The organism is Solimonas sp. SE-A11 (assembly GCF_030345715.1).
Classification (GTDB): Bacteria; Pseudomonadota; Gammaproteobacteria; order Nevskiales; family Nevskiaceae; genus Solimonas_A.
This window is the reverse complement of record NZ_JAUASX010000002.1, coordinates 292,441-319,100: the sequence shown is the minus strand read 5'-3', so window position 1 is coordinate 319,100 and position 26,660 is coordinate 292,441. Positions and strand designations below refer to the sequence as shown.

Annotated in this window: 27 protein-coding genes and 1 tRNA gene; 12 read left to right on the top strand and 16 right to left on the bottom strand. The window is 66.7% G+C overall.

The window, feature by feature from the left end; genetic code table 11:
• Positions 1-12: 12 nt before the first annotated feature.
• Positions 13-1,656: an isovaleryl-CoA dehydrogenase gene (locus tag QT386_RS04970; protein ID WP_289272634.1), complete on the top strand. Its 1,644-nt coding sequence runs from the start codon at positions 13-15 to the stop codon at positions 1,654-1,656.
• A 37-nt stretch (positions 1,657-1,693) separates the two neighbouring features.
• On the top strand, positions 1,694-2,281 hold the full coding sequence (locus QT386_RS04965; RefSeq protein ID WP_289272633.1) for a hypothetical protein: 588 nt from the start codon (positions 1,694-1,696) through the stop codon (positions 2,279-2,281).
• A gap of 93 nt (positions 2,282-2,374) precedes the next feature.
• Here QT386_RS04965 and QT386_RS04960 read toward each other — a convergent pair whose 3' ends face one another.
• Both QT386_RS04960 and QT386_RS04955 read right to left on the bottom strand, forming a co-directional pair.
• The gene (locus QT386_RS04960; RefSeq protein WP_289272632.1) at positions 2,375-3,532 is read right to left on the bottom strand and encodes a zinc-binding dehydrogenase; all 1,158 of its coding nucleotides are present in this window, start codon (positions 3,530-3,532) and stop codon (positions 2,375-2,377) included.
• 251 nt (positions 3,533-3,783) lie between these two features.
• A complete protein-coding gene (locus QT386_RS04955) occupies positions 3,784-4,242 on the bottom strand; it encodes a hypothetical protein (protein ID WP_289272631.1) in 459 nt (152 codons plus the stop codon).
• A gap of 172 nt (positions 4,243-4,414) precedes the next feature.
• Here QT386_RS04955 and QT386_RS04950 point away from each other — a divergent pair, with 172 nt between their 5' ends.
• Positions 4,415-4,666 (top strand): hypothetical protein, encoded by a 252-nt coding sequence (locus tag QT386_RS04950; RefSeq protein WP_289272630.1) that lies wholly within the window; start codon positions 4,415-4,417, stop codon positions 4,664-4,666.
• A gap of 71 nt (positions 4,667-4,737) precedes the next feature.
• Here the strand turns inward: QT386_RS04950 and QT386_RS04945 are convergent, their stop codons facing one another.
• Entirely contained in the window at positions 4,738-5,139 is a 402-nt protein-coding gene (locus QT386_RS04945) for a hypothetical protein (protein WP_289272629.1), read from the bottom strand.
• Positions 5,140-5,505: 366 nt separating this feature from the next.
• Here QT386_RS04945 and QT386_RS04940 point away from each other — a divergent pair.
• Positions 5,506-5,582, top strand: a tRNA-Pro gene (locus tag QT386_RS04940).
• Between the two features lie 79 nt (positions 5,583-5,661).
• Here QT386_RS04940 and QT386_RS23350 read toward each other — a convergent pair.
• The 8 genes from QT386_RS23350 to QT386_RS04900 form a co-directional block, all read right to left on the bottom strand.
• Positions 5,662-6,123, bottom strand: coding sequence for a MerR family transcriptional regulator (locus QT386_RS23350; protein ID WP_367401383.1), 462 nt, complete (start codon positions 6,121-6,123; stop codon positions 5,662-5,664).
• Positions 6,107-6,403, bottom strand: a complete 297-nt coding sequence (locus QT386_RS04930; protein ID WP_104228490.1) for an integration host factor subunit alpha — start codon at positions 6,401-6,403, stop codon at positions 6,107-6,109. The genes QT386_RS23350 and QT386_RS04930 overlap by 17 nt, the downstream gene beginning before the upstream one ends.
• Positions 6,404-6,421: 18 nt before the next feature.
• On the bottom strand, positions 6,422-8,791 hold the full coding sequence (gene pheT, locus QT386_RS04925) for a phenylalanine--tRNA ligase subunit beta (protein ID WP_289272628.1): 2,370 nt from the start codon (positions 8,789-8,791) through the stop codon (positions 6,422-6,424).
• Positions 8,792-8,813: 22 nt separating this feature from the next.
• The gene (pheS, locus tag QT386_RS04920; RefSeq protein ID WP_289272627.1) at positions 8,814-9,830 is read right to left on the bottom strand and encodes a phenylalanine--tRNA ligase subunit alpha; all 1,017 of its coding nucleotides are present in this window, start codon (positions 9,828-9,830) and stop codon (positions 8,814-8,816) included.
• Positions 9,831-9,991: 161 nt separating this feature from the next.
• A complete protein-coding gene (gene rplT, locus QT386_RS04915; RefSeq protein WP_289272626.1) occupies positions 9,992-10,351 on the bottom strand; it encodes a 50S ribosomal protein L20 in 360 nt (119 codons plus the stop codon).
• 11 nt (positions 10,352-10,362) lie between these two features.
• Positions 10,363-10,560, bottom strand: a complete 198-nt coding sequence (gene rpmI, locus QT386_RS04910; protein WP_289272625.1) for a 50S ribosomal protein L35 — start codon at positions 10,558-10,560, stop codon at positions 10,363-10,365.
• Between the two features lie 135 nt (positions 10,561-10,695).
• Positions 10,696-11,217, bottom strand: coding sequence for a translation initiation factor IF-3 (infC, locus tag QT386_RS04905; RefSeq protein WP_289272646.1), 522 nt, complete (start codon positions 11,215-11,217; stop codon positions 10,696-10,698).
• Positions 11,218-11,348: 131 nt separating this feature from the next.
• Positions 11,349-12,551: an EAL domain-containing protein gene (locus tag QT386_RS04900; RefSeq protein ID WP_289272624.1), complete on the bottom strand. Its 1,203-nt coding sequence runs from the start codon at positions 12,549-12,551 to the stop codon at positions 11,349-11,351.
• Between the two features lie 156 nt (positions 12,552-12,707).
• On the opposite strand from QT386_RS04900, the gene QT386_RS04895 reads away from it, so the two are divergent.
• Both QT386_RS04895 and QT386_RS04890 read left to right on the top strand, forming a co-directional pair.
• Positions 12,708-13,514, top strand: a complete 807-nt coding sequence (locus tag QT386_RS04895) for a dioxygenase (protein ID WP_289272623.1) — start codon at positions 12,708-12,710, stop codon at positions 13,512-13,514.
• An 8-nt stretch (positions 13,515-13,522) separates the two neighbouring features.
• Complete coding sequence (locus QT386_RS04890) at positions 13,523-14,689, top strand: multidrug effflux MFS transporter (RefSeq protein ID WP_289272622.1); 1,167 nt, start codon at positions 13,523-13,525, stop codon at positions 14,687-14,689.
• 33 nt (positions 14,690-14,722) lie between these two features.
• On the opposite strand, the gene fabR is transcribed toward QT386_RS04890, so the two are convergent.
• Entirely contained in the window at positions 14,723-15,400 is a 678-nt protein-coding gene (gene fabR / locus QT386_RS04885) for an HTH-type transcriptional repressor FabR (RefSeq protein WP_289272621.1), read from the bottom strand.
• Positions 15,401-15,613: 213 nt separating this feature from the next.
• Between fabR and QT386_RS04880 the strand changes: the two genes are divergently transcribed.
• Positions 15,614-16,072, top strand: coding sequence for a hypothetical protein (locus QT386_RS04880; RefSeq protein WP_289272620.1), 459 nt, complete (start codon positions 15,614-15,616; stop codon positions 16,070-16,072).
• A 114-nt stretch (positions 16,073-16,186) separates the two neighbouring features.
• On the top strand, positions 16,187-17,077 hold the full coding sequence (locus tag QT386_RS04875) for a hypothetical protein (RefSeq protein ID WP_289272619.1): 891 nt from the start codon (positions 16,187-16,189) through the stop codon (positions 17,075-17,077).
• A gap of 3 nt (positions 17,078-17,080) precedes the next feature.
• Here QT386_RS04875 and QT386_RS04870 read toward each other — a convergent pair whose 3' ends face one another.
• From QT386_RS04870 to QT386_RS04860, 3 genes are all read right to left on the bottom strand, one after another.
• Positions 17,081-18,394, bottom strand: a complete 1,314-nt coding sequence (locus QT386_RS04870) for a hypothetical protein (protein ID WP_289272618.1) — start codon at positions 18,392-18,394, stop codon at positions 17,081-17,083.
• Positions 18,395-18,513: 119 nt separating this feature from the next.
• Complete coding sequence (locus QT386_RS04865) at positions 18,514-19,326, bottom strand: SDR family oxidoreductase (protein ID WP_289272617.1); 813 nt, start codon at positions 19,324-19,326, stop codon at positions 18,514-18,516.
• 4 nt (positions 19,327-19,330) lie between these two features.
• Entirely contained in the window at positions 19,331-20,410 is a 1,080-nt protein-coding gene (locus tag QT386_RS04860; protein WP_289272616.1) for a hypothetical protein, read from the bottom strand.
• Positions 20,411-20,515: 105 nt separating this feature from the next.
• Between QT386_RS04860 and QT386_RS04855 the strand changes: the two genes are divergently transcribed.
• Positions 20,516-21,193, top strand: a complete 678-nt coding sequence (locus QT386_RS04855; protein WP_289272615.1) for a TetR/AcrR family transcriptional regulator — start codon at positions 20,516-20,518, stop codon at positions 21,191-21,193.
• Positions 21,190-22,167, top strand: a complete 978-nt coding sequence (locus QT386_RS04850) for an NAD(P)-dependent oxidoreductase (protein ID WP_289272614.1) — start codon at positions 21,190-21,192, stop codon at positions 22,165-22,167. Before QT386_RS04855 ends, QT386_RS04850 begins: the two co-directional genes overlap by 4 nt.
• Here QT386_RS04850 and QT386_RS04845 read toward each other — a convergent pair.
• Positions 22,164-22,790 carry a TetR/AcrR family transcriptional regulator gene (locus tag QT386_RS04845; protein ID WP_289272613.1) on the bottom strand — a complete coding sequence of 209 codons (627 nt, stop codon included), beginning with the start codon at positions 22,788-22,790 and terminating at the stop codon, positions 22,164-22,166. The genes QT386_RS04850 and QT386_RS04845 overlap by 4 nt on opposite strands.
• An 88-nt stretch (positions 22,791-22,878) precedes the next feature.
• Between QT386_RS04845 and QT386_RS04840 the strand changes: the two genes are divergently transcribed.
• The gene (locus QT386_RS04840) at positions 22,879-24,825 is read left to right on the top strand and encodes a CocE/NonD family hydrolase (protein ID WP_289272612.1); all 1,947 of its coding nucleotides are present in this window, start codon (positions 22,879-22,881) and stop codon (positions 24,823-24,825) included.
• Entirely contained in the window at positions 24,822-26,573 is a 1,752-nt protein-coding gene (locus tag QT386_RS04835) for a hypothetical protein (protein ID WP_289272611.1), read from the top strand. Before QT386_RS04840 ends, QT386_RS04835 begins: the two co-directional genes overlap by 4 nt.
• Positions 26,574-26,660 lie beyond the last annotated feature (87 nt).

Here is a 26,660-nt window from a genome sequence, read left to right as displayed (position 1 = left end):
GAGGATGCCCCCATGAGCGTCGCAGAGCGCTTCATCACCCACACCGTGGACAACCAGGCCCCGCCGCTGGGCCGCTACAACGCCTACGCCACTGATACCGCCCTTCGCGAGGCCGTGCATCGTGAAGGCGGCGGCTGGGCCGAGACCCACCTCAACGAGTTCGGCATCGTCTCCGGCGGCGAGTTGATGGAGCTCGGCTACACCGCCAACGAGAACAAGCCTAAGCTCAAGACCTTTGACCGCTACGGCCACCGCATCGACGAGGTGGAGTTCCACCCGGCCTATCACCGCGTGATGCAGCTCGGCATGCAGTACGGCGTGCATGCCTACGCCTGGCGCAATGCCGACAAGGCCGGCGCCCAGGTGGCGCGCGCCGCGCTGTCCTACCTGCATTACCAGGCCGAGCAGGGCACCGGCTGCCCGCTGACCATGACGCACTCCGCCGTGCCGGCCATCAACCACTCGCCGGAGTTGGCCAAGCTGTGGCTGCCGCGCATCACCTCCACCGAATACGACGCCCGCGTGCTGCCCCCCGGCGAGAAGACCGGCTGCACCATCGGCATGGGCATGACCGAGAAGCAGGGCGGCTCCGACGTGCGCGCCAATACCACGCGCGCCTACCTGCAGGCCGACGGCAGCTACGAGATCGTCGGCCACAAGTGGTTCTTCTCCGCGCCCATGTGCGACGCCTGGCTGGTGCTGGCCTATACCGACGCCGGCCTGGGCTGTTTCCTGATGCCCAAGATCCGCCCGGACGGCTCGCGCAACGCCATCCGCATCCAGCGCCTCAAGGACAAGCTGGGCGACTGGAGCAATGCCTCGTCAGAGGTAGAGTTCCTGGGCGCCTACGCCCAGATCGTCGGCAAGGAAGGCCGCGGCGTGGCCACCATCCTGGAGATGGTGGCCCTCACGCGCCTGGACTGCATGATCGGCTCCTCCGGCCTCATGCGTCAGGCCCTGGTGCAGGCCCTGCACCACACCAAGCATCGCAAGGCCTTCGGCCACCTGCTGTCCGAGCAGCCGCTGATGCAGAACGTGCTCGCGGATCTCGCGCTGGAGACCGAGGCCGCAGTGGCGCTCACCATGCGCATCGCCCGCGCCGTGGATGCCTCCACGCGCCACCCCGGTGAAGCCGCGCTGGCACGCCTGGGCACCGCCATCGGCAAGTACTGGATCTGCAAGCGCACGCCCGCGCTGGTTAACGAGGCCCAGGAATGCCTGGGCGGCGCCGGCTACGTGGAAGAGACCAGCCTGCCGCGCCTGTACCGCCAGGCCCCGCTGAACTCCATCTGGGAAGGCAGCGGTAACATCCAGTGCCTGGACGTGCTCCGCGCCCTCAACAAGGAGCCCGAGACTCGAGAGGCGCTGTTCGGCGAACTGCTCGCCGCCAAGGGCGAACACCCGGACCTGGACCGCGAGATCGGCTGGCTGGAACAGGCCCTGGACGACCGCGCCACGCTGGAACTGCGCTCCCGCATGGTGGTGGAACGCATGGCGCTGGCGCTGCAGGGTTCCATCCTGCTGCGTGCGGGCAACAGCGACGTGGCGAACGCCTTCTGCAACTCGCGCCTGGGCGGGGAGCATGGGCTGGTGTTCGGGACGCTGGGGGTGGGGGCGCCGGTGGCGAGGTTGGTGGCGAGGGTGGGGGTGGAGTAGCAGACGTTGATTGTTTGCGTTAAGGGGTGGCTGAAACATGATGAAGAAGATGAAAGGGTTTCTGGCGGCAGCCGTCGTCAGCATGATGGTCATTTTCGATGCGCATGCTGAAATTTATCAGGGCATCGGCCCATTCTATTCACTGGCAGATCTGAGGGAAAAATATCCTTCTGCCCGCTTCGAAAAGTTGAGGCCTGGATGGGCTCAGGAAGCTGATGTCATGTATGAAATATCTGGCTCTGGGATGAGCAAGATCATCGTTAAGCTGACTGACAATAATCCTGGAATAGAGCGCTATCAGGCAAAAGTTGCGCTCGAAAAAGGAGAGGCCGCTCCTGTGTACACAGCATCAGAAAAAAGCATCACCGTTGATTGGGTGCGCTGGATTCCAGATCAGCCTATTCCTTTGCAGCGGTTTATTGTGAAGTATGGACAGCCGGAACGTTCAGACTTCTTTGATGAAAATTTACAGCCTTACAAGGAGTGGACCAAACGAGGCCTCATGGCGGTGCTTGCTGACGACGGTAAGCACGTCATTCGAGTTGACTACTCCTTTACTCGTGCTGAGATGCATAAAGCGTGGATGGATGCTTATGGGTTTGATCCAAACGAGTCTTCGAAATAATCGGAGCGAGCGTAGAGTGGGCTAAGCGAAGCGTGCCCACCATAGAGGCTCGCAATCGGTGGGCACGCTTCGCTTAGCCCACTCTACGATGAGTCACGGCTTCTTCGCCGCACTCGCCGGATCAATCAGAATCTTCACTTGCTTCTCCGGACTTCCCAACGCCGCGAAGGCATCCTCCACACCCGCCAGTCCCACCGTCCCCGTGATCAGCGGCGCAGGGTCCACCTTGCCCTCGGCAATCATCTGCAGCGTGTCGCGATACTCCAGCGGCGTATAGCCCAGCACGAAGCGCAGTTCGATTTCCTTGTTGATGGCCAGCGCCGGTTCGATCTGGTCGCTCTGCATGCAGACGCCCACGACCACCACGCGCGAGAACATCGGGGCGCCGTCGATCACGGACTGCAGCATGCCGGGCACGCCCACGCATTCGAAGATCACCGGGCGCTTGGGTGCGGCGCCGAGGGCTTCGGCGAGGCGCCAGCTGCGGTGCCAGGCCACCGGCAGCAGGCCCAGTTTCTCTCGGGTGCCCACGCCCAGTTCCAGCGCGGCGGGTGAGTCCTTGATGAAGCCTGCCTTCGGCGTGGCGGCGAAGGGAGAACCCTGGCGCGGGTCCAGCACCACGGCGGCGCCGCAGCGCTTGGCCAGTTTACGTCGTGCCGGGGAGAGGTCGCTGGCCACGATCTTCTCGATGCCCAGCGAGCGCAGCATCAGGATCACGGCCAGGCCCACCGGGCCGCAGCCGATGACGATGGCGGTGTCCTTCTTCTTCAGCTCACCCTTGCGCACCGCATGCCAGGCCACGGCCAGTGGCTCGGTGAGGGCGGCGCGCTCGGCGTCCAGGCCATTGGGCACGGGTACGATCAGCGACTCCTGCACCAGCATGCGCTCGGCATAGGCGCCCGGGGCTTCCTCGCAGAGGCCGATGAGGTCGATCTCCTTGCCGCGGCGGATCAGCGGCACGGCGCAGACGGTGCTGCCTACCGGCAGCTTGCGGCGCGTGCCGGGGCCGTACTCCAGGATCTCCGCGCTGAACTCGTGGCCAAAGACGATCTCCTGCGTGGAGCGCATGGGGTTGCGTATGCCGCTGCGCTGCATCAGGCCGCCCAGGTGGTCGCAGTGCTGGCGGGCGTGCAGGTCCGAGCCACAGATGCCGCAGCGCAGGACCCGGACCAACACGTGGCCCTTGCCGGGCTTGGGCTCGGGGCGCTCGGCAACGCGCAACTGCTGGTTCTGGCAGACGACGGCTTTCATGAGTTCCGCTCCGGTGGCGATAGTGGGCAGTCTCGCGCAAGCGGGCGGGGTGGGGAAGCGGGGGCGGCGGCTACTCGCCGTTCACCCTTCGACAGGCTCAGGGCGAACGGCCCGCGAGTTCTGCAGCGTCGCCCTGGCCATTCTTACGAAATACAGCTTGGACCTTGCAGTTGCTTCGCTGCCATCGACCCTGAGCGGCTTGTCGTAACGACAGCGCTGGCAGGGCGCTCCGGGTGGCCCGATATGTCGCGCTACCGCCGCCGCTCCATCCCGCCACCATCCATGCCGCGCCCCGTAAACCGCATCTCCGACGAGAACTCGCGCCAGCGTTGCCACTGACGGTCATCCAGTGTGCCGGCCACCGCGGATTCGAAGCGGGCGTAGGCCAGGACCTCGCGTTCGTGCAGGGTGCCCCATTGCTTGGCCAGGGCTTCGCTGCGGCTGGTGTAGTCCGGTTGCTTGGGGGAGAGGGACCGCAGTTGCGCCTGCAGCGTATTGCGCTCGGCCTGCAGGCCCCGGAGCTCCGGCAGGGCCTTGTCGAAGGCGGCGAGCACGCTGGCGCGCTGTTCGGCAGTGGCCTGGACCTCCGAGAGGGTGATGATGATTTCCTTCTCAGAGCGCACGCCAGCGCCGCGGGCGTCCATGGGTGGGCGGCTGGCGCAGGCGGTGAGGCTGAGCAGGATCAGGGCGGCAAGGGCGGTCTTGGTCATGGGGCGAGCATAGCGCCGCGGGGCGGGCGGAGTCGTATGAATGTGTAAACGGCCGTTCGGTTCAACGCCCGAGGGCGGGCGGCGTTGACGGTTGCGGGCGCCGCTGTCTCAAAACTGCAGCTTTCGTGCGCGAAGATTCATTCGTCGAAGTACGGCAGAAGGATGCAGGAACATGCAGATCGAGAATGCAGTGGTGGCGCAGTCCAAGGGTCCCCGGCTGTGGATGGCCCTTGCGGGCCTGCTGTCGGTGCTGCTGGCGGTGCCCTTCCTGATGTCCGGCCTGCTGGACCTGGGCGATGAGGGTCTGCTGGACCTGGGCCTGGGCCTGGGTGCCTGCTGGGTGGCCGCGCGCTTCTTCCTGATGGCGGCCAAGCCGTCGCGGGCGCGCCAGGCGCTGCCGGTGCTGGGCGCGGCAGCTCGCTGAGCTACAGCGGCAGCTTGTGGCGGCGGAATACGCCGCCCACTTGGGCCAGCCGCCCCCTCAATACGCTGGCCTCAAGGGCAGGCGCTGATCTGTGCGGCGCAGCTGAAGCGCTGCTTGTCGGTCTTCAACTCAGGCACTTCCACTTCCTTGCCGGCGACGGTGCGCTTGCTGCCTCCGACGACATGGCTGTCCACCAGCCGGCAATCGTCTCCCTCACGCTCCAGCGTGAAACCCACCTCGAGCTTGTCCGGGCGCAGGCTGCACTGACGCGTGCCGCCCTGGAAGACGCAGCGCTCGGACGGCACTTCGATCTCCTGCGTATAGCGCACGCTCTGGCGTGCCGCACGGGCGTCCACGGCAGGCAGCGGGATGCTCATTTCGCCCAGGGATTTGGTCTGCAGGCGCAGGCAGTCGGCCGCTGAGGCGGCGAAGGGTAGCAGGCAGAGGGCGAGGACGAGGTTGCGAAGGGGCATGGGCGGGCTGTCAGCGGAACGGATGCGAGGATATTGACCGGTTCTGCAAGCAACAAAAAGGCCGCCCCTGGGGCGGCCTTTTTGGTTGAAGCTGATACTGGTCGGGGCGAGAGGGTGAGCCGGGGTTGTCATGAAGGTCCAGTGGACCTTCATGCCGGCGAACGCCCACACATGGATGTGTGGGCCCGGCGCTGCGCCATGGATGGCTCAGGGCTCCATCTGTGCCCTGGCCTCGCGAAGCGAAGCCAGGCTTACCGGGCTGGTCACTCTCTCCCGGTAAGCAGGCCTCTTTACGCTGGTATGGCTTCCGCTCACCGTCCGCCTCGTTTACACTGCGCGACCCCTAGCAGCACCGTTTCAAAAAGTCGGGGCGTAGCGCAGCCTGGTAGCGCACTTCCTTGGGGTGGAAGTGGTCGGAGGTTCAAATCCTCTCGCCCCGACCAATATTCAGTTTCAATAAAAAAGCCGCCCTCGGGCGGCTTTTTTGCGTCTGCAGGGCTCGCTGGGCGAGCCCTGGTGGCTTTACTCCGGGTCCGGCAGCAGGCGCAGCAGCGATTCCAGCTCGTCGCGCAGCGACTGAATCTGCAGGGCTCGCGGCTTGGCCGGGGTGCCCGTGCGGGGCTTGGCGGCACCGTTGGTGCTGCCGTTCTGCATCTGCAGGGCGGCGGGGTTGGACAGGCGCAGGCCGTCGGCCGCAACGGCCGAGACCTTGGGCATCTCGCGCAGGCGCTGGCGTGCGCCGCCGATGGTAAAGCCCTGTTCGTAGAGCAGGCTGCGGATGCGGCGCACCATCAGGACGTCGTCCTGCTGGTAGTAGCGGCGGTTGCCGCGGCGCTTCACCGGACGCAACTGGGGGAACTCCTGCTCCCAGTAGCGCAGGACATGCGGCTTCACGTCGCAAAGCTCGCTGACTTCGCCGATGGCGAAGTAGCGTTTACGCGGAATCTCCGGGAGTGGTGCCAGCTTGTTATCGGCGGGTCGCATCGAACTCCACTCTCAGACGCAGCTTCTGGCCTGGACGGAAGGTGACGACACGCCGGGCGGAGATGGGAATCTCCTCGCCGGTCTTGGGATTGCGGCCCGGGCGCTGGTTCTTGGACCTGAGTTCGAAGTTGCCGAAGCCCGAGAGCTTCACTTCCTCGCCGCCTTCCAGGCGCTCGCGGATTTCTTCGAAGAACAGGTCGACAAATTCCTTGGCCTCACGCTTGTTGAGACCCAACTCGTCGAACAGCGCATCGGCTAGTTCAGCCTTCGTCAACGCCACGTTCTTGCACCCCTATTTCTACTGCCGGATCACAGCGCCCAGCTCGCGTGTCAGCTGCGAGATGATTCTCGTAACGGACGCGTCGATTTCTTCTAGGGTTAGGGTGCGGGAATAGTCATTGAAAATCAAGCCTAAAGCCACGCTTTTGCAGGCAGTAGGTAAGTTCTCACCCCGATAAATGTCGAAGATGAAAACTTTCTGCAACAAATTTTCACCAGAAGCCTTGGCGCAGGCGATCAGGGCGTCGGCGGACACGGTTTCCGGCACCACCAGGGCCAGGTCGCGGCGCGACGATGGGAACTCGGAAAGCGGCTGCGACGACGGCACGCGGGTGTCACGGATGACCTCCCAGTCCAGCTCGAACAGCAGCGGGGCTTCGGGCAGATCCAGCGTGCGCACGAGCTTGGGGTGCAGCGCGCCGATCCAGCCGGCGGCGCGTTCGCCGCGCAGGATGCGCGCGCTCTGGCCCGGGTGCAGGGCAGGGTGCTCGGCCTTCTCGAAGCGGTACTCGCCGGCGGTGCTGCCCAGCAGGGCCACGACGTCGGCCTTCAGGTCGTAGAAATCGGTGGGGCGGGTAGTGCTGCTCCACTGCTCCGGCAGCGCGGCGCCCACGGCCAGGCCGGCGAGGCGGCTGGTCTCCACGATCTGGCCGTCCACGTCGGCAAAGGCCACGCCCTGCTCGAACAGGCGCAGGCGGTTCTGCTGGCGCTGGCGGTTGTAGAGCCAGGCGGGGATCAGGCCGGCCCACAGGGTGGTGCGCATCACCGACAGCGTGTCGGCGATGGGGTTGTCCAGGGGGATGCCGCGGGCGTCCGGGTTGAGCTGGCCCTGGAGGCCGGGCTCGACGAAGGACAGGCTGACGATCTGCTGCCAGCCGCGCGACACCAGCACGTCCTGCACGCGGGTCAGCGAGCGGGCGGCTTCGCTGGGCCGGCCGGGGGCCAGGCGGGCGGCGTAGGGCTTGGCGGGGATGCGGTCGTAGCCGTAGAGGCGGGCCACTTCCTCGATCAGGTCGGGCTCGATGCGCAGGTCGTAGCGGTAGCTCGGCACGCGGGCGATCCAGGCGCCGCCCAGCTCGTGGCGGGTGGTGATGCCCAGGCGCGACAGCAGCTGCTCCACGTCCTTCTCGGCGATCTCGTGGCCCAGCAGCTGGTTCAGGCGGGTCTGGCGCAGGCGCACGGTGATGGGCTCGGCCGGCGGGCGGCCCGCGGTGATCACCGGGTGCACCTCACCGCCGCAGATCTGCAGGATCAGCTGCGTGGCGCGTTCCAGCGCACTGCGCTGCAGGTTGGGGTCCACGCCGCGCTCGAAGCGGTAGCAGGAGTCCGAGGCCAGCTTGTGGCGGCGCGCGGTGGCGGCCACGGCGGTGGGCGCGAAGCAGGCCGACTCCAGGAAGATGCCGGTGGTGCGGGTGGCTACGCCGGATTCCTGGCCGCCCATGACGCCGGCCAGCGCGAGCGGGCCATGGTCGTCGGCGATGATCAGCTCGCCGTGGTCGAACTCCAGGGTCTCGCCGTTGAGCAATTCCAGCTTCTCGCCGGCGCGCGCGCGGCGCACGCGCACCTGGCCGGAGATCTTGCCGGAGTCGAAGGCGTGCATCGGCTGGCCCAGCTCGAGCATCACGTAGTTGGTGATGTCCACCACCGGGTGGATGCAGCGGATGCCGGAGCGGCGCAGGCGCTCACGCATCCAGTCGGGCGTGAGGGCCTTGGGGTTGAGCTTGGTGATGACGCGCCCGGTGTAGTGCGGGCAGCTCTGCAGGTCCTCGATCTCCACCTTCACCTGCGCGTGGCCCACGACCACGGCCTGCGGGAAGTTGGGGCGCTTCATGGGGATGGCGTACAGCGCCGACAGCTCGCGGGCCAGGCCCAGCACGCTGAGGCAGTCGCCGCGGTTGGGGGTGATCTCCAGGTTCAGGACGTTGTCCTTCAGGCCCAGGTACTGCTCGATGGGCGTGCCCGGCTTGGCGTCGGCATCCAGCTCCAGCAGGCCCTCGGACTTCTCCGCCAGGCCCAGTTCCTTGGCCGAGCAGAGCATGCCGAAGGAGTCCACGCCGCGCAGTTGCGCCTGCTTGATCTCCATCCCGTCCGGCAGCCTGGCGCCGACCACGGCGCAGGGGGCGTTCATGCCGGCGCGCGCGTTGGCGGCGCCGCAGACGATCTGCAGCTTCTGCGGCTGGCCCACGTCCACCTCGCAGACCTGCAGGCGATCGGCCTGCGGGTGGCGCTCGGCCTTGACGATGCGGCCGACGACGACGCCCTGCGGCAGCGTCTCCAGCACGGGCTCGACTTCAAGCTCCAGGCCGCCCATCACCAGGCGGTCGGAGATCTCGTTGATGGTGGCCTGCGGGTTGACCCACTCGCGCAGCCAGTTTTCGCTCAGTTTCATGTGGCTATTCTTCTGATGGGGTTCAGGCGAACTGCTCGAGGAAGCGCAGGTCGTTGTTGAAGAACTGGCGGAGATCATCGACGCCATAGCGCAGCATGGCGAAGCGTTCCACGCCCATGCCGAAGGCGAAGCCGGTGTAGCGCTCCGGGTCCAGGCCCACGGCCTCGAAGACCTTGGGGTGGACCATGCCGCAGCCCAGCACTTCCAGCCAGCGCTCGCCCTTGCCCGGGTCGGCCCAGCGGATGTGCACGTCGGCGCCCGGCTCCACGAACGGGAAGTAGGACGGACGGAACAGCGCCCTCACGTCGCGCTCGAAGAAGCGAGAGAGGAAGGTTTCCAGGTCGTACTTCAGGTCGCTGAAGGTGACGTTTTCGGCGACGTACAGGCCCTCCACCTGGTGGAACATGGGGCTGTGCGTGCGATCGGAGTCGGAGCGGTAGACGCGCCCCGGGCAGATGATGCGGATCGGCGGCCGGCGGCCGGACTCCACCACCGCCTTCATGGTGCGGATCTGCACCGGGCTGGTGTGGGTGCGCAGCACGTTCTGGCCGTTGCGGACGTAGAAGGTGTCCTGCATCGAGCGCGCCGGGTGCAGCTCCGGAATATTGAGCGCGCCGAAGTTGTGGAAGTCGTCCTCGATCTCGGGGCCTTCCACGGTCTCGAAGCCCAACTCGTTGAACAGCTGCTCGATGCGCTGGACGGTGCGGGCGATCGGGTGCAGGCCGCCGGGCGACACGCCGCGGCCGGGCAGGGTGACGTCGATGCTGTCGGCGGCCAGCTGGCGTGCCAGCTCGGCCTGCTCCAGCGTCGAGCCGCGCTCGTCCATGGCGGACACCACGGCTTCCTTCACGCGGTTGACGCGCTCGCCGAAGCTCTTGCGCTCGTCGGGCGCCATGCCGCCCAGCTGCTTGAGCAGCTCGGTGACGCGGCCCTTCTTGCCCAGGTAGTCCACGCGGAGCTGTTCCAGCGCGCGGGCGTCGGAGGCGGCGTCGATGGCGCTCTTGGCTTCGTTCAGCAGCTGATCGAGTTGTTCGCTCATGAATGCTCAATGCCAGTCGTCGACATGCTTCTGTTCCCTCTCCCACCGGCGGGAGAGGGGGAACGCTTGCGATACTGATCTGTGGTTGGTGAAAAACAAACAAAAAAGGGGAACGGCTGTGTGCCGTCCCCCTGATTCGGATCTACGACGGTTCGCTGCGATTAAGCGGCGAGCTGGGCCTTGGCCTGCTCGACGAGCTTGGCGAAAGCCGGCTTGTCGTGCATGGCGAGGTCAGCGAGAACCTTGCGATCCAGGGCGACGCCAGCCTTGGCGAGCCCGTTGATAAATCGGCTGTAGGCCAGGCCCAGTTCCTGGGAGGCGGCACCGATACGGATGATCCAGAGGGCGCGGAACTCGCGCTTCTTCACGCGACGATCGCGGAAGGCGTACTGGCCGGACTTGATGACCTGCTGCTTGGCCGAGCGATACGTGCGCGATTTTGCGCCGTAGTAACCCTTGGCCTTCTTCAGGACTTTCTTGTGCTTTGCGCGAGCGGTAACACCACGTTTGACGCGTGCCATAGTCGTTCTCCTTAGGCGTAGGGCAGCATGTGCGCAACTTCACGCACGTCTGAGCTGTGCACCTGGGCTTCACCGCGCAGCTGACGGATCCGCTTGCCGGACTTCTTGGTCAGGATATGGCGCTTGTGCGAGTGACCGCGCTTGAAGCCGCCTTTGCCAGTCTTGGCAAAGCGCTTCGCGGCGCTCTTGATGGTTTTCATCTTGGGCATTTCTTACTCCTTAAAGCTTTCGATTGCCGGTTTCACATCCCCGCCCTGGGGAGCTGACCGGGCCTGCCGGTAGCCGGCAGGACTTCTCTTTTTTCCAGCCCTGCACCGGGGTGCAAGGCCGTAAAAACTTGTGGTTTACACCCGCTTGCGCGGAGCGATCACCATGACCGACTGGCGGCCTTCCATCTTCGGATGCTGCTCGACCAGGGCCAGCGCATCCAGTTCCGTCTTGAGACGGTTCATGATTTCCATGCCCAGCTCGGAGTGAGCCATTTCACGGCCGCGGAAGCGGATCGTGACCTTCACCTTGTCGCCTTCTTCCAGGAAGCGCGTGATGTTGCGCAGCTTGGTCTGGTAGTCGCCTTCCTCGGTGGCTGGCCGGAACTTCACTTCTTTGACCTGGATCTGCTTCTGCTTGCGCTTCGCAGCATGGGCGGCCTTGTCCTTTGCATAAAGGTACTTGCCGTAATCCATGATTTTGCAGACCGGCGGCTCCGCGTTGGGAGACACTTCCACCAGGTCCAGGCCATCCGCTTCGGCCTTGGCGATGGCGTCGCGGGTGAGCATGATGCCGACCTGTTCGCCATCGGCTCCGATCACGCGTACGCGGGGTACATTGATCTGTCCGTTGCGCCGGTCTTCACGTTCTGCTGCGATGGTTCATCTCCCGCGTCAAGCCGAAAAGCCCCGCGCAGGCGGGGCATGAGGGCGCGCATCCTACCAGCGCTGGGGGCGAATCTCAAGGTGAATCAAACGATTCCGTGCTCCATAGCGGGGCACCGACCGCCTCAGGCGGCTTGGCCGGGGGATAGGACCTGGGCCGCCCGCTCCAGGGGCACGGCCGGCGACCAGTGGAAGCCCTGGCCGTAGTCCACCCCCAGCTCACGGCAGAGGGCCGCCTGGCCCGGGGTCTCGATGCCCTCGGCCACCGTTTCCATGCCCAGCTCGTGGGCCAGCCGGGCCACGGCGCCAACGATGCGGGTGGCGGCGGGGCTGGTCTCCAGCTCGCTGATGAAGCTGCGGTCCAGCTTCAGGCAGTCCACCGGCAGGCGCTGCAGGTAGGACAGGGAGCTGTAGCCGGTGCCGAAGTCGTCCACCGACAGCTTGGCGCCCAGGGCCTTGCAGCGCTGCAGCAGCCTCAGGGTGGCGTCGGCGTCGCGGGCGATCATGGATTCGGTGATCTCCAGGCGCAGGCGCCGCGGCTCCAGGCCGCTGTCGGCCAGGGCGGCCTCCAGCACCGGGAACAGGGCGGGGTCGTCGAACTGGCGCAGGGACAGGTTCAGGCTCAGGAAGGGGGCGGCCCCTGGGGCGAGCCGGTCCAGCTCGGCCAGGCAGCGGCAGGATTCGCGGATGATCCAGTGGCCCAGCACGTAGATCAGCTCGCTCTGCTCGGCCACCGGGATGAACTCGCCGGGTGACACCCGGCTGCCATCGGGACGGATCCAGCGGATCAGGGCCTCGAAGCCGGCGGGGCGGCCATCGCCCAGCCGCACGATGGGCTGCAGGTGCAGCTGGAATTCCTTCTGCTCCAGGGCCGTGGCCATGGCCTGTTCCAGGCGCAGGTGCTGCAGCGCCGCCTGGCGGTCGGCCGTGGCATGGGGAGTGCCGGAAACGCCGGCGCCCTGGTCGCTGGTGTTCTGGCCCAGGCGCAGCACGTTGTCGCGGGTGCGGGCGATCACCACGCGCAGCAGGTGGCGCAGCAGCGGGTCGGCCGCCAGCACGCGTTCCTCCAGGTATTCGTGGCTGATGACGATCAGCGAGGTGGCTTCTGTCGCCACGGCGGAGGCCAGCCGGGTGTGGCCGCCCAGCAGGGTCATTTCGCCGAAAATCTCGTCCGCGCCGAGGCGCGCGATGCTGCGGCGGGTTTCGAAGGCACCGGTGAAGATTTCCACGCAGCCGGTCTCGATGACGTAGGCCTCGTGACCTCCATCGCCCTCTCGGAACAGCGTTTCCCCTGCTGCAAGGCTGCGGCGGTGCCGCTCGGCGCCCATCGAAATCCCCCATGTTTCCCGCAAGATACCGCAGATTGGCCGTGCCCAAATGCGTGATGCTTCAAATAGTCTGAAATCTCTATTCAACAAACGGGGATTCATCGCGGGCGTGGTGGGGCGCATGCTGGTACCCCCTTCATGAGACAGGAGTCCCTCATGGTCCGCCTGCCCGCCATTTTCGTTTCCCACGGTTCGCCGATGCTGGCACTGGGCGGCGGCGACACCGGCACGGCCTGGCGCGGGCTGGCGGCCGGGCTGCCGCGCCCCCGGGCGGTAGTGGTGGCTTCCGCCCACTGGCTGACCAGTGCCCCGGCGGTGGGCGCGGCGCCGCAGCCGGAGACCATCCACGACTTCGGCGGCTTTCCCGAGCCGCTGTTCCGCATCCAGTACCCCGCGCCCGGCGAGCCCGCCGTGGCGCGACGGGCCGCGGAACTGCTGTCCGCTTCGGGCTTCGAGGTGCACGGCGTGGAGCGTGGCCTGGACCATGGTGTCTGGGTGCCGCTGCGCGAGTTCTACCCGCAGGCCGACGTGCCGGTGGTGCCGCTGGCGCTGCAGCCGCGCCTGGGCCCGGAGCATCACTACCGGCTGGGCCGGGCCCTGCAGGCGCTGCGCGCGGAGGACGTGCTGGTGCTGGGCTCCGGCAGCCTGACGCACAACCTGCACGAGGTGCGCTTCGAGGAGAGCGGCGAGATCGCGCCCTATGTCGCCGAGTTCCAGCAGTGGTTCGCCGAACGTCTCGCGGAAGGTGACATCGAGGCCCTGCTGGATTACCGTCGCCGCGCTCCGCAGGCGGCCCGCGCGCATCCCACGGAAGAACACCTGCTGCCATTGTTCGTCGCGCTGGGCGCGGCGGGCGAGGGCGCCGTAGCCGATCGCCGCTTTGGCGGCGTCACCCACGAGGTCCTGGCGATGGATGTCTACCAATTCACCGAACCTGCCATGGCCGCGGCCAGGGCGGCCTGAAGCCCCTCATGCAGCTTACGACGCGGCACCGACGACTGATCCTGGTCCTGGGCATCGCCATCGCGATCGGCCCGATGTCGATCGATATGTACCTGCCGGCCCTGCCGACGTTGGCCAAGGAACTGGCGGCGTCGCAGGGGCAGGCGCAGTTCACGCTGTCGGCCTACTTCGCCGGGCTGGTGCTGGGGCAGCTGATCTACGGCCCGCTGATCGATCGCTATGGCCGCAAGCGGCCGCTGTACGCCGGCCTGGCGCTCTACACCCTGGCGTCGCTGGGCTGTGCCCTGGCCTGGCGGATCGAAGCGCTGATGGGGTTCCGCGCACTGCAGGCCCTGGGCGGGGGCAGCGCCATCGTGGTGTCGCGCGCGGTGGTGCGTGACCTGTTCGAGCCCAAGGCCGCGGCCAAGGTATTCGCGCTGCTGATGCTGGTGATGGGGCTGGCGCCAATCCTGGCACCGCTGGTGGGTGGATGGGTGCTCGTGGGGTTCGGCTGGCGCTGGATTTTCGCCGGGCTGATGCTGTTCGCCGTTGGCACCCTGATGGCCGCCTGGCGCATGCTGCCGGAGACCGGCAAGCCCCGTGGTGGCCCCCGTGGCGGCTACGGCAGCGTGTTCTCGAACCGGACATTCCTGTCCAACGCGCTGGGCGGGGCGTTGGCGCAGGCCGGCATGTTCGCCTACATCGCCGCGGCGCCCTTCGTCTTCATCGAGTTGTTCAAGGTGCCGGCGGAGCACTTCGGCTGGCTGTTCGGGGCCAATGCCTTCGGCCTGATCGCCGCCACGCAGCTCAACGGCCGCCTGCTCGACCATTTCTCCCTGGAGCAGGTGTTGCGCGGCGCGCTGCTGACGCACGCCGTGGCGGGGCTCGCGCTGTTGGCCGTGGTGCTGATCGGCCGGGGCGGACTGCCGGCGATCCTGGTGCCCCTGTTCCTGTGTATCGCCTCGATGGGCCTGGTGTTCCCCAACTCCACCGCGCTGGCGATGGCGCCGTTCGAGAACAATGCCGGCACGGCGGCTGCCGCGCTGGGCATGGTTCAGTACGGGGCTGCCGCGCTGTCGGCGGCCGTCGCGGGCTCCTGGCATGACGGCACGGCCCTGCCGATGGCGGCGGTGCTGGCCTGCTGTGCCCTGGGGGCCAACGTGATGCTGCGGGTGCTGGCGCCGAAGAGGCCCTGAGCTTGTCCTATCCCCGACGGGAGAGGGGCGGGCTCAAACCAGCGGCTTTTCCTTCCACTGCATCGCACCCAGGAAGATCACGCGCAGCTGCTTGACCAGGAAATCGGTCAACTCGCGGTGCGCCTGGGGCTGGTTGGCCGGCAGGTCGAGGATGTCGGTGGCGGCCTGCATCATCGTCGAGACGATCAGGTTGCAGATCATCTGCAGCGAGGCAAAGGACAAGCGCGGCGCGATGTTGAGCTGGCGGATGTCCTCGGCCATCTCGTTGATGAAATGCGTCGCCTCGTTGCGCACCGCGCGGCGGATCACTGGCGAGCCGCCATGGCGTTCGCCGGAGATGAAGAAGAACTGCAGGCGATTGGCCTCGACGTATTCCTTGTAGACCTCCACCGAGCGCCGGACCATGTCCGTGTCGGGGCGACCTTGCTTGCGCGCCTCGCGCAGCATCCGGCGCAGCGTCAGGCCGCTTTCCTCCACCAGGGCCAGGCCCAGCTCGTCCATGTCGCGGAAGTGGCGGTAGAACGAGGTGGGCACCACGCCGGCTTCGCGCGTGATCTCGCGCAGTCCGAGGCTGGTGAAACTGCGACCCTCGCTCATGAGCTGCAGGGCAGCGTCGAGCAGGGCGCCGCGCGTGCGCTGCTTGCGCTCGGAGCGGGTCACCAGCGCGCTGTCTTCGGCGCCGGCACGGGAGCGGGGAGTACGGGTGGTCATCGACTGCAGGTTCGGCTAACACTGGCTACGTTAGCACAGCAGTCAAATCAATGCCTTGGGCCACGGGTGTGGCGAAACCCCGGGTTTCGGTGTACGGGCGTGGGCTTGGCCCTGGGGACGCAGGGGTGGTCTCCCCGCCCATCGTCATCCGTCACGGGGCTCGGGTACAGTCCACCCTACAAGCCCCGATATTGCGATGCCACAGGAACAAGCATGAGCAAGTTGCAGAAACTCGAGCTGCTGAAGGATTCCCTGCAGCAGGCCATCGACCGCGCCGTCAGCTCCATTGGCCAGATCCACCAGCAGATCGCCGACCTGCCGTTCGAACTGCTGGAGCGCGCCGGCGTGCTGAACGAGGACAAGCTGGCACTGCGCGAGCGCAACCGCCAGGCCGCCACCATGGTCTATGACGCGATCCGCCGCATCAACCAGCAGATCGGCGACCTGGTCTCCGACCAGATCGAGAATCTGGAAGACGCGCAGCACATCAAGCGTGTGATGGAAGAGAACGAGGCCGAGGTGGCTCCGGCGCCGAAGAAGGCGGCTGCGAAGAAGAACGCGGCCGGCAAGCCGGTGGGGAAGAAGCCTGCCGTGAAGAAGGCGGCAGCCAAGAAGGCTCCCGCGAAGAAAACGGTGGCGAAAGCGGCTGGTAAGACGGCGCGAAAAAGCTAAGCTGACCTGCCACGTGCCGCCGTGGGGACGGCGGCACGCTTCATGCGGTGTTCATGTTGTTGCAGGAGCATGAAGCCTGCGAACCTCCATCTCGAGGCTCGGTCAGATATGAGCATGCAATCCCCGAACAGAATCCGGTCCCTCGCGGTTTCATCCCTCTGGCTGCTGGGCGCCACCTGGGGCGTCGCCACCTTAGCAGCGCCCGCGGACAGTGCGAAATCCGCGCTGCTAACCACCTACCAGGCCAGCGCTGAGCGCTTGCGCGACAGCCCTTTCAAGCGGCCGATCATCCTGCAATCTGCAGAGTCCGGTGGCGCCCTGAAGGGTGAAGTACACGCTGTGATCAGCAAGCCGCTGCCGCAGGTGAGTGCCGCGCTGGCCAGTCCCGAGAACTGGTGTGAGGCGTTGATGGTTCATCCCAACGTTGCCGGCTGCCGCGTGCTGGGCGACAGCGCCGCGCCGAAGCTCGGCATGAGCCTGGGTACGCGCCTGGATGCCTCGGCCGAGGCGCCGTATTACGCCGAGTTCGAATTCCGCCGCCTGCAGGCCGATGACGGCTTCCTGCAGTTGCGCCTGGAGGCGGACAAGGGCCCCGTGGGTACGCGTGACTACCGTATCCTGGTGGAGGCGGTACCGACGGACGAGGGCCAGACCTTCCTGCATTTTTCCTATTCCTACGTGCCCAGTTTCACCTCGCGCATGGCGACGCAGGCGTACCTCAGCACCAAGGGCCGCAACAAGGTGGGCTTCACGCCGCAGGGCGACGGCTATATCGGCGGCATGCGCGGCGGCATCGAGCGCAACGCCATGCGCTACTACCTGGCGCTGGAATCGCACCTGGCGGAGCAGGCGACGCCGCAAAGCCAGCGCTTCGAGCGCAGCCTGCAACGCTGGCTGGATGCGGTGGAACAGTACCCGCGCCAGCTCAAGGAGGAGGGCACGCGCGAGGAATACGTCAGCATCAAGCGCAGCCAGTACCGGCGCCTGCAGGTGGCCGCGCGCTAGACACTAGGGCCCTTCGTACAGGCGAGCCTTCACATCCGATTGGCTGTACGGGTCGAGGGACTGGGTCCAGCCGATCATGAAGCGGCCACTGCCCCAGGCAATTTTCGCACTGCGGTGAGTGACGCCGCCGACACTCACCTTGACGTTACCGCCGGCTGCTGCACCGCCCGCTGCATAGCGCTGAAAGTAGACGCCTGCGGGATCGGTCCAGGCCACTACCACCGAGCCATTGCCGTCGGAGGCCGCGGCGAGCTGATCCTCCTGTTGCATCTGTAAGCCTGTATCCACACGCAGGGCGGGGCCTAATGCGTTGTGGCTGGAAGTGGAGTAGCGCCGGAGCCAGAGGCTCGCGGCGCTCTGGTTGCCAAAGGCGTGCTTGCGGAACACCACCACCGAATTGCCCATGCCGTCGAACACGACCTGCGATCCGGCGAGAGTCGTCGCGTCTTCCACCGTGCGCGCCAGCGGCACTGCACCAGAGGCAGGGTAGTGCCGCAGCTTGACCTGGCGCTGTCGGACCAGGGGGCTGATCTCGGAATTGGAGGTCCAGGACACGGCATAGCTGCCGTTATTGGCCAGGGCGACCGAGGGATAGCTGATCTCTGGCCCCAGGGCCTCGGCGCCGAGGCCGTAGACCAGTGCAGTCGTGAAGCTGGCGCTGTCCACCGTGACGATGGGCTGGGCGCTCATGCCGCCATCGGTGTAGCGGCGCGCAAGGATCTTGGTCTGGTAGCTCCCCAGGCAGGTGCGCGGCGCGCCGAAGCCGCCGTTGCAGGTCGGGCCCGAGTTGGCGCTGGGCTTGCCCTGGCCCCAGACCACGACGAAGTCGCCGGCGGCGTTCATTGCCACCCGCGGGAAGCCGGTGGTGAGCACGCCGACGGTGTCGAGCGGATCGGTGATCTCGAAGTCGCTGCCGACCATCGAACCGTCCGAGGCGTAGCGCCGCCCCACCAAGCGGGCGCGGTTGCCATCGTAGCCATAGCTGATGATCACATGGCGGCCATCCGGCGCGGAGGCAGCGTCGCCCACGCCGGAGTAGCCGGGAACCGCGACGTCCCCGGTCAACGGGTTGCCCACGCTGTCGTAGCGTGTCTGGAAGGAGTGCACGGAGCTGGCGGTGCTGCTGACCCAGAATACGCGAAAGTCTGCCTGGCTGGCCGCTAGTGCCGTGATGCGCTCGGCGCCGGCTTGGTAGGTGTTCACGGCCAAGGGCGGCCCTAGCGGGTCGCCCGGTGCGGCCAACGCGGCGGTGGACCACAGGGCGAGGCCCATCAACAGGGCGACCGCGGCTTTGCGGGCAGGGTGGTGCTGCTCCATGCGCATTCTCCTCCGGTATGGGATGTACCGTCAGGTCTTTGCCTGCTCCGTGCGGTCCATCCTAGCCGGAGCCGCGACCGGGCTCCAGTACCTGCTTTCGAAAACCGAAGTGTAGGAAGCTAGCGTTTCCTGGCCCGCTTCTGCTGCTGTCGGCGGCCGCGCTCCCGCAGCCAGTTCAGCAGCCGGCCCGACAGGCCCGGGAAGGCGCTGCCGAGCTTGGCGATGCGGCCGCGCGAGGCGGGCAGGGTTATCTCCATCGGCGCCTGTTCCAGCGCACGCAGGATCGCGTCGGTGATGTCCTCGGCGGTCAGCGGCTGGGCGTTGCCGGAGAAGGTCATGGCCGCCTGCTCGTAGTCCACCTGCAGGTCCAGCATCGGCGTCTGCACGGCGTCCGGACAGATCACGGTGAGCTTGATGCCGCGCGGGGCGAGGTCCATGGCAGCGGAGAGGCTGTAGCCGCGCACGGCGAACTTGCTGGCGCTGTAGAGGTTCAGGCCCGGCACCGGCGCGATGCCGGCCAGCGAGGCGATGTTGACGATGTGGCCGCCGCCCTGGCGCAGCATCTGCCGCGCCGCCGCCTGCGTGCCGAAGACCACGCCCTTGGTGTTGATGTCGAAGTGGCGGTGTACTTCCTCGGGGCCTTCCTCATGCACGTAGCCCGGCTTGAGATAGCCGGCGATGTTCATCACCACGTCGAGGCGGCCCCAGTCGGCGGCGAGCGTAGTAACCAGCTTCTCCCAGGCCTGCGGATCACGCACGTCGAGCAGTTCGGTGCGCAGGTTGTCCGGCGCCGCCAGCTCCTTGCGCAGGACCGCGAGGGCTTCGGCGTTGATGTCGGTGGCGCAGACGCGGTCGCCGCGGCGCGCCAGCGCCATGGCGGTGTTGCGGCCGATGCCACTGCCGCAGCCGGTCAACAGGTAGGTCTTGGCCATGGCCTCAAGCCGCCTTGCGGCGCGGCTGCGCCTTCTGCAGCGTGCCGTACTGCAGGTCGCCCACGCGGAAGCCCGGCGCGGTGCGCGGGAACAGCCAGTAGCCGGCGGACTCGGAGGAGGGTGCGATGTTGGGGTAGCGCTCGTCGCGCGGGTTGGGGCCGGCGATGCTCTTCTCCTGCACCATGGAGATGTACTGGTCGATGGCGTACTCGGCCGTGTTGCCGTTGAGCACCACCTCCGCGCCGGTGTAGCGCGCGAAGTCCGCCACGCCCGGCACCGGCGACAGCGCCGGCACGTAGGCTTCCACGGAGACGCCGTTCTCACTGGTCACCTTCAGGCCTTCCGGCGTATGCGCCACGATGGAGTGGTTGCCCTCGGTGTGGCCCTTGGTTCGCACCAGCGCCACCGAGCCATCGCCCAGCGCGGTGTCGTGGTCGAGCAGGATCACCTTGTCCTGCGGGATGCCGGCGATGCCGTTGGGGCAGTACCACTGGTTCTGCCAGGGGATCAGCGACTGCGTGCTCTCCCATTCCTCACGCATCACCAGAAGCTTGGCGTTGGGCAGCAGCGCGGGCTGGCCGTTGCCGCCGAGCCAGCGCGTGAGGTTCTGCGTGTGCAGGTGGTCGTAGGTGATGTAGTCGACGTCGGCCGGATCCAGGCCGATGCTCTTGAGGATGTTCAGCACCGTGTTGGTCTTGCGGAACACCAGGGCCTCCGACACCGGCGCGAACACGCCGTAGGAATCGGTCAGGCGCTTGAAGAACGGCGTCTCCAGCTGGTGCTCCCAGTCCGAGGGGCTGGCGAGCAGGGTCTTGAGGCCTTCGTCGGATTCGAACTGGATGACGAACAGGCGATTGCAAAGGTGGATGTACGGCGACGGGCCGGTGTGCGCATTGAGATAGCCGTACTTGGACGGGTAGGGCACGCGCACCAGCTCGAAGGACTGGTAGTAGCGCACCTTGGGCCCGGCCAGCATGCGCTTGCGGAAGTCGCCCGAAGCCTGCTTGACGTTGTCCACGCGGTCCAGCGGCTTGAGCGCGTCGCGCGTGCCGTCGAAGCTGGTGATGCGGTTCAGGATGCTCATCGGGAAACCTCTGGCGTTGGCTGGGTTACGGGTAAAGCGCAGCCGTCCGGACGAGTGGCGGCGGGGCGACTGTATTTTGGGAAAGAAATCTTGTCAAATATGCGAATGAGCAAGAAACCCACTCCCGCCAAGCGTCGCGTCTACGGCGGCATCGACGCCGGGCAGCGCGTGCAGGAGCGTCGCGAGCGTCTGCTGGAAGCGGCGCTGGAGCTGTTCGCCACGCAGGGTTACCAGAACACCCCCATCGAGCAGCTCTGCGCCGCCGCCAAGGTCACCACGCGGCATTTCTACGAAGCCTTCGCCGGGCGCGAAGCGCTGCTGCTGGCGCTGTACGAACGGATCATCCGCGAGGCCCAGGCGGTGGTGCGCGAGGCACTGCAGCGCCCGGGACTGGACCTGGCCACGCGCATCCCGCAGGTCATGGGTGCCTTCATCGAGACCTATGTCAGCGACCGCCGCCGCGCGCAGGTCGGCGTGCTGGAGGTGGTGGGCGTGAGCCCCGCGGTGGAGAAGCGCCGCCGCGAGGTGATTCGTGAGTTCGCCCAGGTACTGGAAGGCTATGCCGATTCGCTGGTGGCGCAGGGCCTGCTGCCGCAGCGCAACTACCATCCCGTGAGCCTGGCCCTGGTCGGCGGCATCAACGAGCTGCTGGCGGAATGGCTGATGTCCGGCGATCCGAGCAGCCTGCAGCAACTGCACCAGGCGATCAGTGACGTGATGCAGGCCCTGCTGCTGGGCGGCGCGGCGATGGCACAACACGAAAAGAAGGTGAAGAAGAAATGACGACGATCGCGATCACCGGCATCGGTGGTTTCATTGGCCTGTGCATGGCGCAGCGCGCCAAGGCCCTGGGCTGGCAGGTGCGCGGGTTGGATGTATCACCGGCCGCCGCGCAGCGTGCCCGGGAGCAGGGCGCCGAGGTCTTCATTGGCGACATCAACGACGCCCTGCTGTTGCAGCGCTGCTTCAGCGGTGCCGACATCGTGTTCCACACCGCCGCCATCGTCGAGGAAGACGGCGCGCGCGAGCTCTACGAGCGGGTGAACGTGGAAGGCACGCGCTCGGTCTGCCATGCGGCACAGGCGCAGGGCGTGCGCCAACTGGTGCAGCTGTCGTCGGTGATGGTCTACGGCTTCGACTATCCCGATGGGGTGACCGAGGAAGGCCCCTTCCGCGACGACGGCAACATCTACAACGAGACCAAGTTGCGCAGCGAGCGCGTGGCGCTGGAGTTCCACCGCCCGGACGCGTTCGACGTGATCGTGATCCGTCCCGGGGACGTCTACGGCGCCGGCAGCGTGCCCTGGGTGTTGAGGCCGCTGCAGTTGCTGCGGCAGCGGCTGTTCACGCTGCCCGACGGCGGGCAGGGCGTCATCAACCACGTGCACGTCGACAACCTGCTGGATGGCGTCTTCCTGGCTCTGGATAAGAACGCGGGCGGCGAGTGCTTCACGATCTCCGACGGTGTGGCCACCCCTTGCAGCGAGTTCTTCGGCCATCACGCGCGCATGCTGGGGCGCGGCAGCGTGCCGACGGCGCCTGGCGGGCTGCTGATCGCGTTGGTGGGCACACTGGCTTGGCTGTATCGGCTCGCCGGCCGGAAGCCGCCCGCGAGCGCGGCTGGTATCCATTTCCTGCGGCGGCGCGGGGCCTATTCCATAGACAAGGCGCGGCGCGTGCTGGGTTATGCGCCGAGGGTTACCCTGGAAGAGGGCATGCGCGGCGTGGCGACGCAACTGCGCCTGCCCAAGCCCTAGGCCGACGTGGCCGTGGTTCTCTGCAGTGCCAACTGGCCCAGGAACTGGGCACGCATGAAGTTCACCAGTTCGTCCCGTATCGCACGGCGCTGGCGCGGCCTCTCGATGTAGTCCAGGGCGCGGTAGAACATGTAGTGGGTGATCGACGTGGTCGCCCGCAGCAGCGCGTCGGGCTCGATGCCCGGCACCAGCCGCATGCTGACGATCTGCTCCACGCTCTCGGTGGCGATCTCGTGCACGACGCGTTGCATGGCTTTGCGGATCGGCGTTTCAGTACTGTGCAGCTCACGCACACCCACGGTCACCAGGTCGGCATTGTCGCGGGCCCAGTCGAGGAAGTACTCCGCGACACCGACCGAGGCATCCGCATGCCGCGCAGCATTGCGCCGGATTTCCTTGATTGCCGCCATCAGCTGACCCGCCACCTCGGCGGCGGCGGCATGCCCCAGGTCTTCCAGCGTCGCGAAGTGGCGGTAGAAGGTGTTGTGGTTGAGACCGGCCTCGCGAGCCAGTTCGCGTAGTCCTAGCGAAGCCAGCGAGGCGCCGTTGCGCGCGGCGAGGCGGAAGGCCGCCTGGATCAGGCGTTGTTTGCCGCTGGGTTGGATGGCGCTGTCGGTCTCCATGTCGCGAATTGTACCCTTCTTGACGATTAGTATCCAAGTGGATACGTTTAGTATCCAAGTGGATACTAAAACAATTCAGAGGGTGCGCATGAGGATGGATAAGAAGCCGCTGGGTCCCTTGGTGGGCGCCGTCGTGCTGGCGCTGCTGACAGGTTGCGGCAGTTCCTCGGAAGTGGAGAGCGGCGGCGAAGCGCTGGCGGCGCGTGGACTGACGACCACGCTGGGCACGCGTGCCCTGCCGGCCCAGCGCAGCCAGGCGCCGCGCAGCAGAGGCGACTCCGGCTGGGTGGACTACGCAACGCCGGAGACCTACGCCGGCACCGTCAAGCAGGACAACATCACGGTGAAGATGGACGACGGCACCGCCATCTCGCTGCAGGTGGTGCGGCCTACCGGCTCAGACGGGGTGGCGGAGAGCGCCCCGCTGCCGACCATCGTGACCTTCACGCCCTACAACAAGAACGCCACCGCCTATGTCTCGCTGGGCGGCGCCATCAACCCCTACTTCGTGAAGCGTGGCTATAACCATGTGCAGGTCGACGTGCGCGGCACCGGTCGCTCCGGCGGTGGCTGGGATCCCTTCAGTGCGCGCGAGCAGCAGGACTACCCGCAGGTGATCGACTGGGTCATCCAGCAGCCCTGGAGCAATGGCGTGGTCGGCATGTGGGGCATCTCCGCCACGGCCACCACCGCGCTGCTGGCAGCCAAGGGCGGTCACCCGGCGATCAAGGCAGTGTTCCCGATCGTGCCGCATGGCGACATCTACCGCGACGTGGTGCTGGTGGGGGGGCAGGGCAGCATCGCCTTCCTGCCGGCCTGGATGGGCGTCGTTACGGCGCTGGCGACGGTGAACCCTACGTTCTACGACCAGCCGGCGCAGTATGCCGCCGCGGTGGCGGATCACCTGCTGGGGCTCAACGGCTTCCTGGTGTCGCGCACCCTGGGAGTGCTTGCCGCCGAGCCCGACACCGCCTATGACAACGGCTACTGGGCCGACAAGGCGCCGCTGGAAGTGGCGCGCGGCGTCAAGGTGCCCACCTTCATCGTCGGCGGCTTGTTCGATATCTTCCAGCGCAGCGAGCCGCTGAACTATGAGGCGCTGAAGGGCCACACCACGGCCAAGCTGCTGATCGGCCCCTGGCATCACCTGGAAGCCGCTACCGGCGCGGGCCTGCCGATGGATGGTGTGCCGACGCTGGATCACATCGCGATGATGTGGTTCGACCGCTACCTGAAGAACGTCCCCAACGGCGCTGAGCGCCTGCCCAATGTCACGCAATGGGTCTGGGGGCATGAGCGTTTTGACACCAGCAGCGACTGGCCGCACCCGCAGGCACGCGCTCAGCGGCTGTACCTGCAAAGCGGCACCCTCGCCGCGGACAAGCCAGCCGCCAGCGCGGCGCCGGCCACCGTCATCCAGCAGCCCTTCAACGGCATATGCTCCGAGAGCGCCATGCAGATTGCGATCGGCATCGTGGCCTATGCGCCGCTGCCCTGCTGGTACAGCGACAACCTGGCGCAGACGCTGGAAGCCACCTTCGATACCGCGCCGCTGGAGCAGGACCTGTATATCAATGGGCCGATCCAGGCGGACATCTGGATGTCGACCACGGCACTGGACGCGGGCCTGGTGGTGCGCGTCTCCGATCTGGAGCCGAACGGCAACGCACGCTCGCTCAGCAGCGGCCTGCAGACGGCCTCGCTGCGCGCGGTGGACGAGAGCCGCTCGCGCTACCTGGACGGCGAGATGATCCAGCCCTGGCATCCCTTCAGCGAGGGTTCGGTGGAAACGGTGGGGATCGGCAATCCCGTCAAGGTGCCGGTGGAGGTGTTCCCGACCAGCGCGCTGATCCGCAAGGGGCACCGCCTGCGCATCTCGGTGGGTGCCAGCAACTTCCCGTTCGCGATGATGCCGATTCCGAGCCTGCTGCAGTCGCTGGCCGGCGTCATGCGCATCCATGGCGACGCGGAGTATCCGTCCAGTGTCGTGATACCGTTGGTCCCCGCTTCCGCTCTGCGGGCCGCGCAGTCGTGAAGTCCGCTTTCTGGACCCTGCCCCTGGTGTTGCTGGCCGGCTGCGGCGCGGGTAGCGGCGCCGATGGAAGCACGCCCGTCACCGAAGGCAGGACGCTCTACGTCAGTGCCGAGGCGGCGGAGGGCGGTGATGGCAGCCGGCAGCGTCCATTCAATTCGCTAGCTGATCTGCAGGAGGCCTCCGCGCCCGGCGACACACTGATGGTGTTGCCTGCGCCGCTGGATGTGACACCGCTGGAAGGCGGCATCGCCCTGAAGGAGGGGCAAAGGCTGATCGGCGTCGGGCCGGATGTGGTGCGGAAGAAATCCGACGCGGCGGTGGAGGGCAGCAGCGGGCTTGCTGCTCTGCCGCGCATCGCCAACAGCAACCCGCTGCGCCAGGGCGGCGATGCCGTGCGGCTGGCGCCGGGCAGCGAGGTGCGCAACCTGGTGATCGCCTCCGCCTCGCGCGGCGGCATCTACGGGCTCAACGTGCCGGGCGCGATCATCCGTGGCAATGACGTCTCCGGCTACAACACGCGCTGCGCCATCGGCTTCACAGTAGAGCGTTTCACCGCGCCGACGCGGCTGCCGTACTTCGGCGTGCCGCTGATCCTGCCGGCCGGCTGGGCCGGGATCATGATAGACGCCGACGCCGGTGCAGGTGAGCTCCGCATCCTCGACAACCATGTGCACCACGCGGCCTGCGGCAACGGCATCGACCTGCGCATCAAGGGCGCGGCCGACTACCGCGCCGAGATTTCCGGCAACTTCGTCAACGCGCTGGAAAGGGGGCCGCTGTGGCAAACGCGGGAGCTGCACCTGGTGCACGCCATCACCACGCAGATCACCGACGACGCGCGCCTGGAGGCGAACTCGGTCAACAACACGCAGACCTTCATCGGCGGGCCGGGTGCCGACTGCGAGGGCCTGTTCATGAACCTGGCCGACAACGCCTACGCGCGCTGGACCATCGACCGCAACCGCTTCGAGCATGGTATCGGCGGCTTCTCCTGCAATGGCATGGAGGCCGTCATCAGCCATGGCCCTGCGCATGGCGAGATGAGCATCAGCAACAGTACATTCGTCGACAACCCCGGCGACATGTTGCAGCAGGACAACCTCGGTAGCGGCTCGACGCTGATCCTTGAGTTGGACCGCGTCATCGTGCGTGATACCACCGAGAGACCTGGCAGCCCGGACGCGCAGCCGCTGCCCTTCAACCTCGGCGAATGCGTCCTCGCCGGCAGCGATGGCGCCAACAACACCACGGTGCTGCGCGTGCGCGACAGCGAGTTCTCCAACTGCAACAACGGCCTCACGATCCTCAGCGGCGTGTCCCTGCTCAACGGCGGCTTGTCCGACGGGCTGATCGACGTGGAAGTGATCAATTCCACCTTCCGCAACAACGCCTACAGCAACCTCGTCGTCGGTGTGATTGCGCCGCTGCGCGAGTTGCGCCTGCGTGTGGAGGACAGCGACTTTCGCGGAGCCGGCGACAGCGCTCTGGCCTTCAAGAAGATCAACCTCGGGCGCATCGAGACGACCAGCGTCGACTTCGGCGGCGGCACGCTGGGCAGCCGTGGCGGCAACTGCATCGCTGGCGGCACCCGCCATGACGCGACCACCGATGGCCTCGACGTGCTCATGCGAGGCAACTGGTGGGGGCGCGCGGGCGGTCCCGACGCTGCCCGGCTTTCCGAGCGGCGTGGCTCGCTCGACACGACCGCGGCCCTGGGCAATGCACCCACGCGCTGTGCGGTGCCCTGAGTCCGGCAGGCATTCCGGACAGTAACCCGTTCGACGCCGGTGCTGCAGCGCCGGCGCGGGGAGAGTGACGGCAATCCGGGCTGGATG

Bases quoted from the DNA above. Each gene is read 5' to 3' on its own strand.
- QT386_RS04900 (WP_289272624.1), bottom strand. From the start codon at position 12,551: ATGGGCGCCGAGCGGCACCGCCGCAGCCTTGCAGCAGGGGAAACGCTG.
- QT386_RS04860 (WP_289272616.1), bottom strand. From the start codon at position 20,410: ATGAGCATCCTGAACCGCATCACCAGCTTCGACGGCACGCGCGACGCG.
- QT386_RS04965 (WP_289272633.1), top strand. From the start codon at position 1,694: ATGATGAAGAAGATGAAAGGGTTTCTGGCGGCAGCCGTCGTCAGCATG.
- QT386_RS04890 (WP_289272622.1), top strand. From the start codon at position 13,523: ATGCAGCTTACGACGCGGCACCGACGACTGATCCTGGTCCTGGGCATC.
- QT386_RS04870 (WP_289272618.1), bottom strand. From the start codon at position 18,394: ATGGAGCAGCACCACCCTGCCCGCAAAGCCGCGGTCGCCCTGTTGATG.
- QT386_RS04850 (WP_289272614.1), top strand. From the start codon at position 21,190: ATGACGACGATCGCGATCACCGGCATCGGTGGTTTCATTGGCCTGTGC.
- QT386_RS04895 (WP_289272623.1), top strand. From the start codon at position 12,708: ATGGTCCGCCTGCCCGCCATTTTCGTTTCCCACGGTTCGCCGATGCTG.
- QT386_RS04950 (WP_289272630.1), top strand. From the start codon at position 4,415: ATGCAGATCGAGAATGCAGTGGTGGCGCAGTCCAAGGGTCCCCGGCTG.
- QT386_RS04970 (WP_289272634.1), top strand. From the start codon at position 13: ATGAGCGTCGCAGAGCGCTTCATCACCCACACCGTGGACAACCAGGCC.
- rpmI (WP_289272625.1), bottom strand. From the start codon at position 10,560: ATGCCCAAGATGAAAACCATCAAGAGCGCCGCGAAGCGCTTTGCCAAG.
- QT386_RS04840 (WP_289272612.1), top strand. From the start codon at position 22,879: ATGAGGATGGATAAGAAGCCGCTGGGTCCCTTGGTGGGCGCCGTCGTG.
- QT386_RS04960 (WP_289272632.1), bottom strand. From the start codon at position 3,532: ATGAAAGCCGTCGTCTGCCAGAACCAGCAGTTGCGCGTTGCCGAGCGC.
- QT386_RS04875 (WP_289272619.1), top strand. From the start codon at position 16,187: ATGCAATCCCCGAACAGAATCCGGTCCCTCGCGGTTTCATCCCTCTGG.
- QT386_RS04955 (WP_289272631.1), bottom strand. From the start codon at position 4,242: ATGACCAAGACCGCCCTTGCCGCCCTGATCCTGCTCAGCCTCACCGCC.
- QT386_RS04865 (WP_289272617.1), bottom strand. From the start codon at position 19,326: ATGGCCAAGACCTACCTGTTGACCGGCTGCGGCAGTGGCATCGGCCGC.
- QT386_RS23350 (WP_367401383.1), bottom strand. From the start codon at position 6,123: ATGCGACCCGCCGATAACAAGCTGGCACCACTCCCGGAGATTCCGCGT.
- fabR (WP_289272621.1), bottom strand. From the start codon at position 15,400: ATGACCACCCGTACTCCCCGCTCCCGTGCCGGCGCCGAAGACAGCGCG.
- QT386_RS04880 (WP_289272620.1), top strand. From the start codon at position 15,614: ATGAGCAAGTTGCAGAAACTCGAGCTGCTGAAGGATTCCCTGCAGCAG.
- QT386_RS04845 (WP_289272613.1), bottom strand. From the start codon at position 22,790: ATGGAGACCGACAGCGCCATCCAACCCAGCGGCAAACAACGCCTGATC.
- pheT (WP_289272628.1), bottom strand. From the start codon at position 8,791: ATGAAACTGAGCGAAAACTGGCTGCGCGAGTGGGTCAACCCGCAGGCC.
- rplT (WP_289272626.1), bottom strand. From the start codon at position 10,351: ATGGCACGCGTCAAACGTGGTGTTACCGCTCGCGCAAAGCACAAGAAA.
- pheS (WP_289272627.1), bottom strand. From the start codon at position 9,830: ATGAGCGAACAACTCGATCAGCTGCTGAACGAAGCCAAGAGCGCCATC.
- QT386_RS04945 (WP_289272629.1), bottom strand. From the start codon at position 5,139: ATGCCCCTTCGCAACCTCGTCCTCGCCCTCTGCCTGCTACCCTTCGCC.
- QT386_RS04855 (WP_289272615.1), top strand. From the start codon at position 20,516: ATGAGCAAGAAACCCACTCCCGCCAAGCGTCGCGTCTACGGCGGCATC.